Below are 15,361 nucleotides of genomic sequence, written 5' to 3' on the forward strand. Positions count from 1 at the left end.
TTAAAAAGGCTTGTTTTCTATTTTTATGCGAATAATCTTGTAATTCCAACAACAAAACGACGGCGGCCCTGTTAAATGACTCTTCGAATCGCAATCAATGGTTTTGGCCGAATTGGCCGCAACGTCCTGCGTGCACTGTATACCCAAGGTTATCGCCAAGACCTGCAGATCGTTGCCATCAATGACCTGGGCGACAGCGCGATGAACGCTCATCTGCTCAAGTACGACACCGTTCACGGCACGTTCGACGCCGATGTCCAGCACGATCAGGAAAGCCTGACCGTCAACGGTGACCGCATTGCAGTCAGCGCCATTCGCAATCCGGCCGACCTTCCTTGGGCCGCGGAAAAAATTGATGTCGTGTTCGAATGCACCGGTCTGTTCACCGACCGTGCCAAAGCCGCCGCGCATATTACGGCCGGCGCGCGCAAAGTGATTATCTCGGCCCCGGCCAAAGGCGCCGACGCCACCGTGGTGTACGGGGTTAACCACGACATTCTGCGCCAATCGCACCAGATCATTTCCAACGCGTCGTGCACCACCAACTGCCTGGCCCCGGTGGCTCAGGTGCTGCACCGCGAGCTGGGTATCGAAAGCGGCCTGATGACCACGATCCACGCCTACACCAATGACCAGAACCTGACCGACGTCTACCACACCGACCCGTATCGCGCCCGTTCGGCCACCCAGAACATGATCCCGAGCAAGACCGGCGCCGCCGAAGCGGTCGGCCTGGTGCTACCGGAACTGGCCGGCAAACTGACCGGCATGGCGGTGCGTGTTCCGGTGATCAACGTGTCGCTGGTGGACCTGACCGTGCAGCTCAAGCGTGAAGCGTCGGCCGATGAAGTGAACGCGCTGCTGAAAGAAGCCAGCCAGCACTCGAAGATTCTCGGCTACAACACCCTGCCGCTGGTCTCCAGCGACTTCAATCACAACCCGCTGTCGTCGATCTTCGACGCCAACCACACTAAGTCCAGCGGCAAGCTGCTCAAGGTACTGGCCTGGTACGACAACGAATGGGGCTTCTCCAACCGCATGCTCGATAACTGTCTGGCGCTGTGCAACGCCGAATAACTCTTCGCCTACAAATCAGCACTTGACCACTCGAGCGGATGATAAGCATTATCATTCGCTCGAAATGGATCAGGTCCTCCCGTGAGTCAATCTCGCTTCAATCACGTCTTCATCGCCCAGCGAGTTTCTCTGCTGCGCACGCTGGAGCGGATGGTCAACAATCACAGCACCGCCGAAGACCTCTTGCAGGAGACCTACCTGCGAGTGACCCGGGCACTCAGTGAACGGGCCATCGATCACCTTGAACCTTTCGTTTTCCAGACCGCACGCAACCTGGCGCTGGACCATTTGCGTGCGCGGCGCATTCAGTCACGCACGATGCTCGACGACGTGCCACTGGACGTGGTGGAAAGCGTTGCCGCCCCCGCCAGCAGTGCCGAGGATGCTGCCCATGCCGAACAATTGCTGGAGCGTTTGAACGTGAGCCTCAGTGAACTCAGCCATCGTCAGCAGCAGATTTTCATCCTCAGCCGGCTGCACGGGCACAGTTATCTGGAGATCGCCGAGAAGCTCGGCGTGTCATTGAGCACCGTACAAAAGGAGCTGAAATTGATCATGGCGATCTGCATCGGCGTAGCCGAACGGTTAAACGGCGACTGAATCTGTAGGTTAATTCTCTATTTCCGAGGATGACCTGCACTGACTATCGGGCTTTGCTACCCTTGCCCCACTTTCAAGCTTCACTAAAAAAACAGCGGTGCCAAGACACTGCCGAGGAAACACCGTGACGGACACCCACCGCTCCCCTCCGCCCTCCCCGGCGCGGGACGCCGCAAGCGCGATGGACCAGGCTTTGGACTGGCTGATCGTGCTGGGCAGTCCGAGCGAAGAACAGACCCGACAGTTTCATGCCTGGCTGGCCGCCGACCCGTTGCATGCCGAAGCGTTCGCCAAGGCCCAGGCAATCTGGGATGGCCCGCAAGTGGTGCAATGCGCGCAAAACCTGGCCGCCCGGCCGCCGAAAGTGCCGGTCCTGTCGCGCCTGCGTCCGCACTGGAAACCGCTGGCGACCGCCGCCGTGTTGATCCTCGGCCTGTTCAGTTTCAGCAACCTGCCGATGCGCCTCCAGGCCGATCACTTGACCGTGGTCGGTGAACGCCAGCGCCTGCAACTGGAGGACGGCTCGAAAGTCCTGCTCAATACCAACTCGGCGTTCTCCAGCACCATCAACGATCAACAGCGCGTGGCTCGGTTGTATCAGGGCGAGGCGTTTTTCGAGGTGCCGGCCAATCGCGGCCAGCCGCTGGAAATCGATGCCGGCCCGGTCAAGGCCAGCGTGCGCGATACCGCGTTTGCCGTACGTTATTTGGACGGTGTGGCACAGGTTCGGGTGCAGCGTGGGGATGTCGACTTGCGAGCGACCCGCGACGACGCGCGGATTCGCTTGTCCGCCGGGGAAAGCGTGCGCATCGGCCCCAACGGATTTGATCACCCGGCCAAACTCGATGCGACCACTGATCTGGCGTGGGTCCAGGGCCGACTGGTGTTCGAAAACTGCCCGCTGAGCCAGGTGCTGGCGGAGCTGCGCCGCTATTACCCGGGCTGGATCATCAACAACAACGAGCAGTTGGCCGACGTCGCCGTGACCGGCAATTACCGTCTCGACCAACCGCTGGACGTGGTCCGCTCCCTTGCTCACATCACCTCCGCGCGCCTGCAGGAATTTCCGGCTTTGGTGATCTTGAACTAAATGAGAATTATTTTTACTCGATAGCCGAAGCTCGTTCGTCTCGTTATAGCCAATGCAATTGATTCGCATCTAGCCATGCCAATCAGCACCTATAAAGATTCGTGCGACACGGAGCGCTATCGATGTCCTCTCGCCATACCCGCCAGTTTTCTTCACCTTCCCGCGTGCTGTCGCTGCTGACGGCCGCCATCCTGATGGCCGGTGCTGCGCCGCTCATGGCGGCCACCGCCGCCGGGCAGCCGACGCGCAACATGGGCGACTACTCGTTCGCCATCCCGCAGCAGTCGCTGGTCTCGGCACTCAATGCCTTTACCGCAGTGACAGGCTGGCAGGTCGGCTTGCCGGCCGAACTGGCGGACGGCGTCGCCTCGCCGGGTGTGCGCGGTTCGTTGCCGCCGGAAAAGGCCCTTGATCGCCTGTTGGTGGGGACCAACCTGAGCTATCGCAAACTGGGCAGTAACAACATCGTGCTGGAAAAGCGCAGTAATAGCAGCGCGATCAACCTGGATCAGGTGACCATCAGCGCCACCCGTAATGAACAGGACGTGAGCAGCGTGCCGAGCACGGTGACGGTCCAGACCCGCGAAGACCTGGACCGCAACAACGTCAATACCATCAAGGATCTGGTGCGCTACGAGCCGGGCGTATCGGTCGGCGGCGCTGGCCAGCGTGCCGGTCTCACGGGCTACAACATCCGCGGCATCGACGGCGACCGCGTGCTGACCCAGATCGACGGCGTGCAAGTGCCCGACAGCTTCTTCAACGGCCCTTATGCCCAGACCAACCGCAACTACGTCGACCCCGAGATCGTCAAACGCGTGGAAATCCTGCGCGGCCCGGCGTCGGTGCTTTACGGCAGCAACGCCATCGGCGGCGCGGTCAGCTACTACACGCTGGACCCGGACGACATCATCAAGCCGGGCAAGGACGTCGGCGCACGTCTGAAAACCGGTTATAGCTCGGCGGATGACAGCTGGCTGACCTCCGGCACGGTGGCCGGTCGCACCGGTGACTTCGACGGCTTGCTGCACTTGAGCCAACGAAACGGCCATGAAACCGAATCCTACGGCGAAACCGGCGGGACCGGCCTGAACCGCACCGAGGCCAACCCCGAGGACGTGCGCACCACCAACGTGCTGGCCAAACTGGGCTGGGACTACGCCGACGACGCGCGCCTGGGCCTGACCTACGAGCATTACAAGGACGACCGCGACACCCATCAATTGAGCGCCGTGGGTGGCCCGTTCAACGCCGGACGCGGTTTCGGCTTCTACAAGTCCCGCACCGGCAACGACACAGTCACCCGCGAACGCTTTGGCCTGGAGCACAGCTTCGGTCTGGACAGCGTGCTGGCCGACAACATCAAGTGGTCGCTGAACTACCAGATCGCCAAGACCGACCAGAGCACCGAAGAAATCTACGCGCCGTCGCGTACCGTGCTGCGCAACCGTGACACCAACTACAAGGATCGCCAATGGGTGTTCGATGCCCAAGCTGACAAGTCGTTCGCCATTGCCGACACCGAGCACCTCGTGACCTATGGCACCACTCTCAAGCAGGACAAAGTCACCGGCCTGCGCACCGGCAGCGGGACGTGCCTGACCGTGGCCGGTGCCTGCCGGGTCATCGGTGCGCCGAGTGCCGCCGACACCCTGAAACCGGCCAGCGACTTCCCGGACCCGACCATCAACAGCTACAGCCTGTTCGCCCAGGATCAGATCAGCTGGGGCAACTGGACTTTCCTGCCTGGCGCACGCTACGACTACACCGAACTCAAGCCGCACATCACCGACGAGTTCCTGGCCACCGCCGACCAGAGCGGCAACGGTGTGGTGAGCGACAGCACAAAAACCTGGCATCGTCTGTCGCCAAAATTCGGCACCACTTACAGCTTCAACGACAACTACACCTGGTATGGCCAGTACGCCGAAGGCTTCCGCACGCCGACGGCCAAGGCCCTGTATGGTCGTTTCGAAAACCTTGCGGGCGGCTATCAGGTCGCGCCGAATCCGGACCTGGAACCGGAAAAGAGCAAGAGCTACGAAACCGGCCTGCGCGGCCAGTTCGAGGCGGGCACGTTCGATGTGGCGGTGTTCTACAACAAATACCGCGACTTCATCGATGAAAACGCCATCACCCCCGGCTACACCGAGACCACCTTCCAGAGCAACAACATTGCCCACGCCACCATCAAAGGCGTCGAGCTCAAGGGTCGCCTGAACCTCGACAGCTTCGGCGCCCCGACCGGCCTCTACACCCAAGGCTCGGTGGCCTACCTGTATGGCCGTAATGATGACAACGGCCAGCCACTGAACAGCATCAACCCGCTGACCGGCGTGTTCGGCTTCGGTTACGACCAGGATAACTACGGCGCCCTGTTGAGCTGGACCCTGGTCAAACGCAAGACCCGCGTCGACAGCACCAGCTTCAAAACCCCGGACGGCACCAGCACCCAGTTCAAGACTCCGGGTTATGGCGTGCTCGACCTGGCCGGCTTCTACAAGGTGACCGACGACGTGACCGTCAACGCCGGCCTGTACAACCTGACCAACAAGAAATACTGGCAGTGGGATGACGTGCGCGGCTACGACAGCGTCGGCGAAGCCTCGGTGACACAACCGGCCAACCTCGACCGCCTGACCCAACCGGGTCGCAACTTCGCGATCAATCTGGTCTGGGACATCTGACGCTGAACAGCTCACTGCGCTGCTTTTATATAAGCGGTGCAGTGAGGTTTTTTTACTGTCAGGCACCTGCTTATTCGTCTCGTTACCAAGCGCCTCTTTTTCTCAAGGATTTCTCATGACCACTCAGGACACTGCTCAACGGCCTGCTCTGCGTTCGCAACGCTTGAACCAGATAACCAACGAGCCTCACACCCAACTCGATGCCCTGGTCAAAGCCCACGCACCGTTTGAAACCCAGGCCAACTTCGCCCGTTTCGTGGTGGCGCAGTATCTGTTCCAGTCGGAATTGGTCGCGCTGTACAACGATGCCGAGCTGACGGCCATCGTCCCGGACTTGCCGGCTCGTTGCCGGGCCGACGCGGCCAAGGCTGACCTGGCGGATCTTGAAACCGAAGTACCGGCGCCGGTGGCCGGCGCGGTGAAGAATCCAGGCAAAGCCGAAGCACTGGGTTGGCTGTTTGTCTCCGAAGGTTCGAAGCTGGGCGCGGCCTTCTTGATCAAGCGTGCTATCGGTCTGGGCTTGAGCGAAACCTTTGGCGCCCGCCACCTCGGCGAACCGGCCGGCGGCCGCGCTGAAGGCTGGAAGCGCTTCGTCAAAACCCTCGATGGATTGGAGCTCAGCGCACAAGAAGAAGCCGAGTTGGATAAAGGCGCCATCGACGCGTTCAACCGCTTCACCGTGTTGTTAGAGCAGGCCTACACCCCAGAACTCGCCTGACACAACATCCTCCTTGTAGGAGCGAGGCTTGCCCGCGAAAAACGATAACGCGGTCAGCCTGAAGTACCGCGCCGTACCCTTCGCGGGCAAGCCTCGCTCCCACAGGTTTTTCGTAGGCCCTATGAACCCCACTTCAAAACTCACCCGCCTTCTGTTCGGCCTGCTGGCCTATGTAAGCCTGGGCATCGGCCTTATAGCCATCGTTATCCCCGGCCTGCCGACCACCGAATTCATCCTCCTCGCCGCCTGGGCCGCGACCAAAAGTTCGCCGCGCCTGAGTGCCTGGCTGGAAAACCATCGGCTATTCGGTTCCATCCTGCGCAACTGGCGCAACGGCAAAATCGTCGCCCGCCGGGCCAAGGTCAGTGCCACTATCAGCATGCTGCTGTGTGCGACGCTGATTCTGGTGATGCTCGATCACGGCTGGCCGATTTATCTGGCGATTGCTGGCATGAGCCTGGGTAATTTGTGGATCTGGTCACGCCCGGAATCATTGCAGCAACTGTCTTGATCGACGCCGCGATTTACTCCCGTTTTAAACCCGCTTTGCGGCACATTTTTCTGCGCAAACGTTCAACCATGACCGCTCGTCGGAGCCACCATCATGCATCCTCGTCCCACGCCGATGTGCATTGAATGGCGCTGAATGGATTTGGCGAACCGGGTCGACATCGGCCCACAGCCAACACTTCATCCCTTCGCGAGTTCGCCCTATGTTCGACTCTCTCTCTATCCGCCTGAAAATCGTCTTGCTGTCCGGCCTGTGCCTGCTTGGCGTGGTCGCGTTGATCGTCGGTATGAACTTCTACCAGACCAACCAGAACGACGATCTGGTCAGCGCCTCCAGCCGCAAGATGCTCACCACCAGCGTGCAGGACCTGCTTCAGGCCAAGGCCGCCGAACAAGCGGTGCGGGTGCAGAAGACCTTTGGTGAAAGCCTGCTGGTGGTGACCGCCCTGGCCGATCAGATCAAGGACATGCGCACCATGGCCGCCAAGCGTTCGCTGGACGCCGGCGCCTTGCGTGAAGAGTTGAACCAGAGCCTGCAAACCGCGTTCGAGCGCAACGCTAAGGTGCTGGGGATCTGGCTGGCGTTCGAGCCCAACGGCCTGGACGGCAAGGACAGCGAGTTCGCCAATGATGCAGCACGCCAGTCCAATGAATCGGGGCGTTTTGCCAGTTACTGGAGCCGTGCCGGTGGGGCCGGGATCAACACGATCATGGTCGAAGATGACATGACCAAAACCACCTTGAGCCTCAGCGGCACGCCTTACAACAGCTGGTACACCTGCCCTCGCGACAGCAAACGCACCTGCCTGCTGGACCCGTATGCCGACACCGTCGGCGGCAAGGAAATGCTGATGACCACCATTTCCGTCCCGCTGCTGGTGGACGGCAAATCCATCGGCGTGGTCGGTATCGACATCGCCCTCGACGCCCTGCAAGCAGCGGCGGTCGATTCCCAACGTGACCTGTTCAACAGCGCCGGGCACATGCTGATCGTCTCCGGCAGCGGTGTCTTGGCCGGTTACAGCGTCGACGCGAGCAAAGTCGGCAAAAGCATCGGCGACACTCTGGGCGCTGAAGGCAAGGACATCCTGCAACTGCTCAGCGGCGGCACACCGAAGATCCTCGAACAGGGCGACCTGATCCGCGCGGTGTACCCGGTCAGCCCGATCAGCGACTCCAAAGCCTGGGGCGTGGTGATCGACCTGCCGAAACAAGTGCTGCTGGCCGACTCGGTCAAGCTGCAAGCGGTGCTCGATGACGCCCAGCAAAGCGGCACGATCAAAGCGGTGCTGGTGGCTGTCGCGGCCGGCCTGGTCGGCCTGTTGCTGATCTGGCTCACCGCGTCGGGCGTGACCCGGCCGATCAACAGCGTCGCCGAGATGCTCAAGGCGATTGCCAGCGGCGACGGCGACCTGACCCAACGCCTGCACTACAGTAAAAAAGATGAACTGGGCGAACTGGTCAGCTGGTTCAACCGCTTCCTCGACAAGCTGCAGCCGACCATCGCGCAGATCAAACAAAGCATCACCGACGCCCGTGGCACAGCCGACCAGTCTTCGGAAATCGCCCGTCAGACCAGCGAAGGCATGCAGGTGCAGTTCCGCGAAATCGACCAGGTCGCCACCGCGTCCAACGAAATGAGCGCCACCGCCCACGACGTCGCCAACAGTGCCTCGAACGCGGCCAATGCGGCCAAAGGTGCGGATCAATCGGCCCGCGATGGCATGTCGATCATCGAGCGCAGCACCCGCGACATCAATCAACTGGCCGACGAAGTCAGCAAAGCCGTGACCGAAGTCGAAGCGCTGGCCGTTAACAGCGAGCAAATCGGTTCGGTACTGGAAGTGATCCGCAGCATCGCCGAACAAACCAACCTGCTGGCCCTCAATGCTGCTATCGAAGCAGCCCGAGCCGGCGAAAGCGGTCGCGGGTTTGCGGTGGTGGCCGATGAAGTGCGCAACCTGGCCAAACGCACTCAGGATTCGGTGGAAGAAATCCGCATCGTCATCGAGCGCATCCAGACCGGCACGCGCGGTGTGGTGGCCACCATGCATTCGAGCCAGACCCAGGCCCACAGCAACGCCGGGCAGATCCAGCAAGCGGTCCAGGCCTTGAGCAAAATCAGCGACGCGGTCACCGTGATCAGCGACATGAACCTGCAAATCGCCAGCGCCGCCGAACAGCAAAGCGCGGTGGCCGAAGAGGTCAATCGCAACGTCTCGGCGATCCGCACCGTCACCGAAACCCTGACCGGCCAAGCCACCGAATCGGCGCAGATCAGCAGCCAGCTCAACGCCCTGACCACCCACCAGATGAAATTGATGGATCAGTTCCGCGTTTAAGGTTGAAACACCGCCCCCTGTGGCGAGGGGGCTTGTCGGAACGCCGCACCGCCCCGTTCGGCTGCGCAGCAGTCGTAATCCATCACATGCGGTGTACCAGACACACCGGGATTGTAGGTTTTGGGGCCGCTTCGCGACCCAACGGGGGCAAGCCCCCTCACCACAAAGGCCCGCTCCCACAAGGGGATTTTCATCCGGGTCGGCATTGTTTTGATCTATGCTCGGGCTCTCGTTCCGGAGGGCCTTCGATGACTGGTTTACTCACGTCCATTCAAGCCGCACTCGGCTTGCCTCACACGCCGATTCCTTTCACGTCCAGCGGCGCCCTGCCCTCGGCGTTTGCCGTGACTGACCTGGCCTGCGCCAGCATCGCTGCCGCCGGCCAAGCAGTCAGCGATTTTTTGCAGCAACACACCGGTCGCTTGCCCAGCCTTGAAGTCGACCGCCGCCTGGCCTCTTTCTGGTTCGCCACCTCGATCCGCCCCGTGGGCTGGAGCGTTCCACCGCTGTGGGACCCGGTGGCCGGCGACTACGCGACCCAGGACGGCTGGATCCGCTTGCACACCAACGCACCCCACCACCGCGCCGCCGCCGAACGCGTGCTCGGCACCTGTGCCGACCGTGCCGCGATGGCGAGCAAGGTTGCGCAATGGGCGAAAACCGATCTGGAACAGGCCGTGGTCGATGCCGGTGGTTGCGCCGCCGAGATGCGCAGCTGGGCACAATGGCAGGCGCATCCCCAAGGCCTGGCGGTGAACGCCGAGCCGTTGATTCAGTTCAGCGCCAGCGGCGGTCAACACGCGAAACCCTGGAAAGGTTCTGTGGCGCAACCGTTGGCAGGCATCAAGGTGCTGGACTTGACCCGCGTGTTGGCCGGTCCCGTCGCCAGTCGTTTTCTCGCCGGCCTCGGCGCCGATGTGTTGCGCATCGATCCACCAACCTGGAACGAACCCGGCGTGGTGCCCGAAGTCACGCTGGGCAAACGCTGTGCACGGCTGGACCTGCACAGCAAGGACGATCGAGCCGTGTTCGAAAGCCTGCTCAAGGACGCCGATATCGTGCTCCACGGCTACCGCGCCGACGCACTGGAAAAGTTGGGCTACGGTGTCGCCGAGCGAGAAAAACTGGCGCCGGGCCTGATTGATGTGTGCCTCAACGCCTACGGTTGGAGCGGTCCGTGGAAAAACCGCCGCGGCTTCGACAGCCTAGTGCAGATGAGTAGCGGCATTGCCGACGCGGGCAGGCAGTGGAAGAAAGCGGACAAACCGATGCCGCTGCCGGTTCAGGCGCTGGATCATGCAACCGGGTATTTAATGGCGGCTGCGGCGATCACGTTATTGGGACGGGGTGGGTCGGCCAGGTTGTCGTTGGCGCGCACAGCGAAGTTGTTGATTGAGAACGGTGCCGGGACGGGTGAGGCGCTGCGAGCTGAAGATGAAAACGATCAGGGGTTGCTGATAGAGCAAACCCCTTGGGGGCCGGCACATCGGCTTCATGTGCCGCTGAAAATAACCGCTACTCCATTGCAATGGGCACTTCCAGCTTCGGAATTGGGTGCCCATCGCGCGCAGTGGTGGTGACCGTCAGATAGCTATCGCGAGCAGGCTCGCTCCCACATTGGATCTGCGTCGAGCACAAAACCTGTGAGAGCGAGCCTGCTCGCGAAGGGGCCAGGACACTCAACACAAAACCGGTGCCCGCAGCCACCTCACAACGACAGCAACCCGCTGTACAACCCATACGCCGCCAGCCCAGCCCCGCTGATGACGCAGGTAAAAATGCCTTTCTCGATATGAGTGAACAACGGCTCACCCTGCTCATGCTTGGCCTTGGCAAACAAGATCACCCCCGGCGCATACAACAACGCCGACAGCAGCAGATATTTCACCCCGCCCGCGTACAACAACCACACCGCGTAACCCAGAGCGATGCCGCCGATCATCAGGTCCTTGGTCCGCTCGGCCGACGCGTGCTCATAGGTTTCGCCGCGTCCGCTCAACAGCACCGCATACGCCGCCGACCACAGATACGGCACCAGGATCATCGACGACGCGAGGTAGATCAGGCTGGTGTAAGTGCCTGCCGAAAACAGCGTGATCAGCAGGAAAATCTGGATCATCACGTTGGTCAGCCACAGCGCATTGACCGGCACATGGTTGGCGTTTTCCTTGGTCAGAAAGGCCGGCATGGTCTTGTCTTTAGCCGTGGCGAAGAGGATTTCGGCGCAGAGCAGCGCCCAGGACAACAACGCCCCCAACAACGAAATCGCCAGGCCGATGCTGATCAGCAGCGCCCCCCAAGGGCCGACAATGTGCTCCAGCACCGCCGCCAGCGACGGATTTTGCAGGGTGGCCAATTCCGGCTGGCTCATGATCCCGAGGGACAACACGTTCACCAGCACCAATAACGCCAAAACGCCGAGAAAACCGATCACCGTTGCCCGGCCGACATCCGAGCGTTTCTCCGCCCTGGCCGAGTAAACACTGGCGCCTTCAATGCCTATGAACACGAACACGGTGACCAGCATCATGTTGCGCACCTGCTCCATCACGCCGCCGAAATTCGGGTTGCTGCTGCCCCAGATATCGCGGGTGAAGACTTCCGCCTTGAAGGCGACGGCGGCGATGACGATAAACATGATCAGCGGCACGATCTTGGCCACGGTGGTCAGTTGGTTGATGAACGTCGCCTCCTTGATCCCGCGCAGCACCAGAAAATGCACGGCCCACAGCAGCACCGAGGCGCAGCCGATGGCGATCGGCGTGTTGCCCTGGCCAAACACCGGAAAGAAATAACCGAGGGTGCTGAACAGCAGAACGAAGTAACCGACGTTGCCCAGCCACGCACTGATCCAGTAACCCCACGCGGATGAAAATCCCATGTAATCGCCGAACCCGGCCTTGGCGTAGGCGTACACCCCGGAGTCCAGTTCGGGTTTGCGGTTGGCCAAGGTCTGGAACACGAAGGCCAGGGTCAGCATGCCGATGGCGGTGATCGCCCAACCAATCAATATCGCCCCGACATCGGCACGCGCCGCCATGTTTTGCGGCAAGGAAAAAATCCCGCCGCCAATCATCGATCCCACCACCAGGGCGATCAGCGCACTAAGGCGAAGCTTTTGCGTCGGTTGCGACATTGAGGGCTCCCCTTCGTTCAATTATTTAACAAAGTAGATAAAGCGCAGTAACGTTTATTAATTAACGCCTATTAACGAATTTTATTTATAACCGAACAATCTATGACAATTAGCACATAGCAGTTTTATGTGTCATTCCTGATAAAGCAATTCTGTACTGAAAACAGACGTTAAAAAGTTGCGAAAACCCAAAAACAGACTAGCTTCATAACTCCTGGCAATTCCGGTTGTGCTCATTCAATCTAGCCGAGGCCTCTGGAAAGGGCATTTGCGGTTATACAGTTATGCCCGCGAAAAGTTCATAAGTCTTTCATTAACAATGGAATGTGCGCATGCACTGATCTATGTCAGCTAATTGAACAGTTAATAGATTTAGTCTGTTGTCTCTCTTCTCCTGCATTGGAGTCATGCAATGTCTGATACCCCCGGAAAACTGAAACTCGGCGCACTGGTTGCACTGGTTGTCGGCTCTATGATTGGTGGCGGGATTTTCTCTTTGCCCCAGAACATGGCCGCCAGTGCCGACGTCGGCGCCGTGCTGATCGGTTGGGCCATCACCGCGGTCGGCATGCTGACCCTCGCGTTCGTCTTCCAGACCCTCGCCAACCGAAAACCTGACCTGGATGGCGGTGTCTACGCCTACGCCAAGGCCGGGTTCGGCGACTACATGGGTTTCTCGTCCGCCTGGGGTTACTGGATCAGTGCGTGGCTGGGCAACGTCGGGTATTTCGTGTTGCTGTTCAGCACCCTCGGCTACTTCTTTCCGATCTTCGGCGAAGGCAACACCGTGGCGGCCGTGGTCGGCGCGTCGGTGCTGCTCTGGGCAGTGCATTTCCTCGTGCTGCGGGGGATCAAGGAAGCGGCGTTCATCAACCTGGTGACCACTGTCGCCAAGATCGTGCCGCTGGTGCTGTTTGTCCTGATCGCAATTTTCGCGTTCAAACTGGACATCTTCACCGCCGACATCTGGGGCCTGAAAAACCCGGACCTGGGCAGCGTGATGAACCAGGTGCGCAACATGATGCTGGTTACCGTGTGGGTGTTCATCGGCATTGAAGGCGCGAGCATCTTCTCGGCCCGCGCGGAAAAGCGCAGCGACGTCGGTAAGGCCACCGTGATCGGTTTCATCACCGTGTTGCTGTTTCTTGTGCTGGTGAACGTGCTGTCGCTGGGCATCATGACCCAACCGGAACTGGCCAAACTGCAGAACCCGTCGATGGCGGCGGTACTGGAGCACGTCGTTGGTCCGTGGGGCGCGGCGTTCATCAGTGTTGGCCTGATCATTTCCCTGCTCGGTGCGTTGCTGTCGTGGGTGCTGCTGTGTGCGGAGATCATGTTCGCCGCCGCCAAGGACCACACCATGCCGGCGTTCCTGCGCAAGGAAAACGCCAACCATGTACCGGTCAACGCCCTGTGGCTGACCAACGCAATGGTTCAACTGTTTCTGGTCATCACCCTGTTTTCGGCCAGTACTTACCTGTCGCTGATCTACCTCGCCACTTCGATGATTCTGGTGCCTTACCTGTGGTCAGCGGCTTACGCCCTGCTGCTGGCGGTACGTGGCGAGAGCTATGAAAACGCTGCGGCCGAACGCAGCAAAGACCTGTTCATCGGCGCCGTCGCGTTGATCTACGCGATCTGGCTGATCTATGCCGGCGGCGTCAAATACCTGCTGCTCTCCGCCTTGCTCTATGCCCCCGGCGCGATCCTGTTCGCCAAGGCCAAGCTGGAAGTCAACAAACCGGTTTTCACCAACGTCGAGAAGCTGATTTTTGCCGCTGTTGTCGTCGGCGCCCTGGTGGCGGCCTACGGCCTGTATGACGGCTTCCTGACCCTGTAACACACGACTCATTTGTCATCTGGAGGATCACTGTAATGACCACGGAAAAAGTTAAGTACGGCGTACATTCCGAAGCCGGCAAACTGCGCAAAGTCATGGTTTGCTCCCCAGGCCTGGCCCATCAGAGGCTGACCCCGAACAACTGCGACGAGCTGCTTTTCGACGATGTGCTGTGGGTGGCCCAAGCCAAGCGCGACCATTTCGACTTTGTCACCAAGATGCGTGAACGCAACATCGATGTGCTGGAAATGCACAACCTGCTGACTGACATCGTCGCCATCCCCGAAGCCCTTGACTGGATTCTGGAACGCAAGGTCACCGCCAACTCGGTCGGCCTGGGTCTGATCCACGAAGTGGGTTCGTGGTTGCGCAGCCTGGAGCCGCGCCATATCGCCGAGTTCCTGATCGGCGGCGTTTCCGCCGATGACCTGCCGGACAGCTTCGGTGGCAAGACTATCCAGATGTTCCGCGATTTCCTCGGCCACTCCAGCTTCATTCTGCCGCCGCTGCCCAACACCCAGTTCACCCGCGACACCACCTGCTGGATCTATGGCGGCGTGACGCTGAACCCGATGTACTGGCCGGCGCGTCGTCAGGAAACCCTGCTGGCCACCGCCATTTACAAATTCCACCCACAGTTCACCAACGCCGACTTCGAGATCTGGTACGGCGACCCGGACAAAGAACACGGCAGCTCCACCCTTGAAGGCGGCGACGTGATGCCGATCGGCAACGGTGTGGTGTTGATCGGCATGGGCGAGCGTTCGTCCCGCCAGGCCATCGGCCAACTGGCGGTAAACCTGTTCAAGAACAAAGCCGTGGAGAAAGTCATCGTCGCCGGTCTGCCGAAATCCCGCGCAGCGATGCACCTGGACACCGTGTTCAGCTTCTGCGACCGCGACCTGGTGACGATTTTCCCGGAAGTGGTGAACCAGATCGTCGCCTTCACCCTGCGCCCTGACGAAAGCAAACCGGGCGGCATCGATATTCGCCGAGAAGAAACCAGCTTCCTCGACACCGTCGCCAAGGCCCTCAACCTCAAAACGCTGCGCGTGGTGGAAACCGGCGGCAACAGCTTCGCCGCCGAACGCGAGCAATGGGACGACGGCAACAACGTGGTGGCCCTGGAGCCCGGCGTGGTGATCGGTTATGACCGCAACACTTACACCAACACCCTGCTGCGCAAGGCCGGCGTGGAAGTCATCACCATCAGCGCCGGCGAACTGGGACGCGGCCGTGGCGGCGGCCACTGCATGACCTGCCCGATCATTCGCGACCCTATCGACTATTAATTTTTATGCCCTGCTTCGCGCTTATAAAGCGTGAAGCAGGCGGATAACCGAAACCCAAGGAGATCCAAA

11 protein-coding genes and 1 pseudogene are annotated in these 15,361 nt (G+C 60.2%); 11 read left to right on the top strand and 1 reads right to left on the bottom strand.

Translation table 11 applies throughout. The features are described from left to right. Nucleotides 1-75: 75 nt before the first annotated feature. From gap to ACA075_RS23285, 9 genes and pseudogenes are all read left to right on the top strand, one after another. Nucleotides 76-1,077, top strand: a complete 1,002-nt coding sequence (gap, locus tag ACA075_RS23245) for a type I glyceraldehyde-3-phosphate dehydrogenase (RefSeq protein ID WP_461976146.1) — start codon at nt 76-78, stop codon at nt 1,075-1,077. 81 nt (nt 1,078-1,158) lie between these two features. Further along, the gene (locus tag ACA075_RS23250) at nt 1,159-1,677 is read left to right on the top strand and encodes an RNA polymerase sigma factor (protein WP_219095473.1); all 519 of its coding nucleotides are present in this window, start codon (nt 1,159-1,161) and stop codon (nt 1,675-1,677) included. A 124-nt stretch (nt 1,678-1,801) separates the two neighbouring features. Continuing rightward, nucleotides 1,802-2,767, top strand: a complete 966-nt coding sequence (locus tag ACA075_RS23255; protein ID WP_497295610.1) for a FecR family protein — start codon at nt 1,802-1,804, stop codon at nt 2,765-2,767. A 122-nt stretch (nt 2,768-2,889) separates the two neighbouring features. Further along, nucleotides 2,890-5,454 (top strand): TonB-dependent receptor, encoded by a 2,565-nt coding sequence (locus ACA075_RS23260; RefSeq protein ID WP_497295612.1) that lies wholly within the window; start codon nt 2,890-2,892, stop codon nt 5,452-5,454. Between the two features lie 115 nt (nt 5,455-5,569). Further along, nucleotides 5,570-6,172, top strand: coding sequence for a biliverdin-producing heme oxygenase (locus ACA075_RS23265; protein ID WP_497295614.1), 603 nt, complete (start codon nt 5,570-5,572; stop codon nt 6,170-6,172). Nucleotides 6,173-6,293: 121 nt separating this feature from the next. Next, nucleotides 6,294-6,683, top strand: coding sequence for a YbaN family protein (locus ACA075_RS23270; RefSeq protein WP_497299317.1), 390 nt, complete (start codon nt 6,294-6,296; stop codon nt 6,681-6,683). A 475-nt stretch (nt 6,684-7,158) separates the two neighbouring features. Continuing rightward, nucleotides 7,159-8,166: pseudogene (locus tag ACA075_RS23275) on the top strand (methyl-accepting chemotaxis protein); the annotation flags it as partial. Between the two features lie 102 nt (nt 8,167-8,268). Beyond that, nucleotides 8,269-9,024, top strand: coding sequence for a methyl-accepting chemotaxis protein (locus tag ACA075_RS23280; protein ID WP_403107341.1), 756 nt, complete (start codon nt 8,269-8,271; stop codon nt 9,022-9,024). 248 nt (nt 9,025-9,272) lie between these two features. Continuing rightward, on the top strand, nt 9,273-10,604 hold the full coding sequence (locus ACA075_RS23285) for a CoA transferase (RefSeq protein WP_497295616.1): 1,332 nt from the start codon (nt 9,273-9,275) through the stop codon (nt 10,602-10,604). 128 nt (nt 10,605-10,732) lie between these two features. Here ACA075_RS23285 and arcD (ACA075_RS23290) read toward each other — a convergent pair whose 3' ends face one another. Further along, a complete protein-coding gene (arcD, locus tag ACA075_RS23290; RefSeq protein WP_497295617.1) occupies nt 10,733-12,160 on the bottom strand; it encodes an arginine-ornithine antiporter in 1,428 nt (475 codons plus the stop codon). Nucleotides 12,161-12,572: 412 nt separating this feature from the next. Between arcD (ACA075_RS23290) and arcD (ACA075_RS23295) the strand changes: the two genes are divergently transcribed. Further along, the gene (gene arcD / locus ACA075_RS23295; protein ID WP_497295619.1) at nt 12,573-14,000 is read left to right on the top strand and encodes an arginine-ornithine antiporter; all 1,428 of its coding nucleotides are present in this window, start codon (nt 12,573-12,575) and stop codon (nt 13,998-14,000) included. A 35-nt stretch (nt 14,001-14,035) separates the two neighbouring features. Next, complete coding sequence (gene arcA, locus ACA075_RS23300) at nt 14,036-15,292, top strand: arginine deiminase (protein ID WP_497295620.1); 1,257 nt, start codon at nt 14,036-14,038, stop codon at nt 15,290-15,292. Nucleotides 15,293-15,361: the final 69 nt, after the last annotated feature.

It is taken from the genome of Pseudomonas sp. LBUM1663, assembly GCF_059695905.1.

What these genes read in the sequence shown, in the direction of transcription:
- gap (WP_461976146.1), top strand. Translation starts at nt 76, where the DNA reads ATGACTCTTCGAATCGCAATCAATGGTTTTGGCCGAATTGGCCGCAAC.
- ACA075_RS23260 (WP_497295612.1), top strand. Translation starts at nt 2,890, where the DNA reads ATGTCCTCTCGCCATACCCGCCAGTTTTCTTCACCTTCCCGCGTGCTG.
- ACA075_RS23265 (WP_497295614.1), top strand. Translation starts at nt 5,570, where the DNA reads ATGACCACTCAGGACACTGCTCAACGGCCTGCTCTGCGTTCGCAACGC.
- ACA075_RS23270 (WP_497299317.1), top strand. Translation starts at nt 6,294, where the DNA reads ATGAACCCCACTTCAAAACTCACCCGCCTTCTGTTCGGCCTGCTGGCC.
- ACA075_RS23280 (WP_403107341.1), top strand. Translation starts at nt 8,269, where the DNA reads ATGCAGGTGCAGTTCCGCGAAATCGACCAGGTCGCCACCGCGTCCAAC.
- ACA075_RS23285 (WP_497295616.1), top strand. Translation starts at nt 9,273, where the DNA reads ATGACTGGTTTACTCACGTCCATTCAAGCCGCACTCGGCTTGCCTCAC.
- arcD (WP_497295617.1), bottom strand. Translation starts at nt 12,160, where the DNA reads ATGTCGCAACCGACGCAAAAGCTTCGCCTTAGTGCGCTGATCGCCCTG.
- arcD (WP_497295619.1), top strand. Translation starts at nt 12,573, where the DNA reads ATGTCTGATACCCCCGGAAAACTGAAACTCGGCGCACTGGTTGCACTG.
- arcA (WP_497295620.1), top strand. Translation starts at nt 14,036, where the DNA reads ATGACCACGGAAAAAGTTAAGTACGGCGTACATTCCGAAGCCGGCAAA.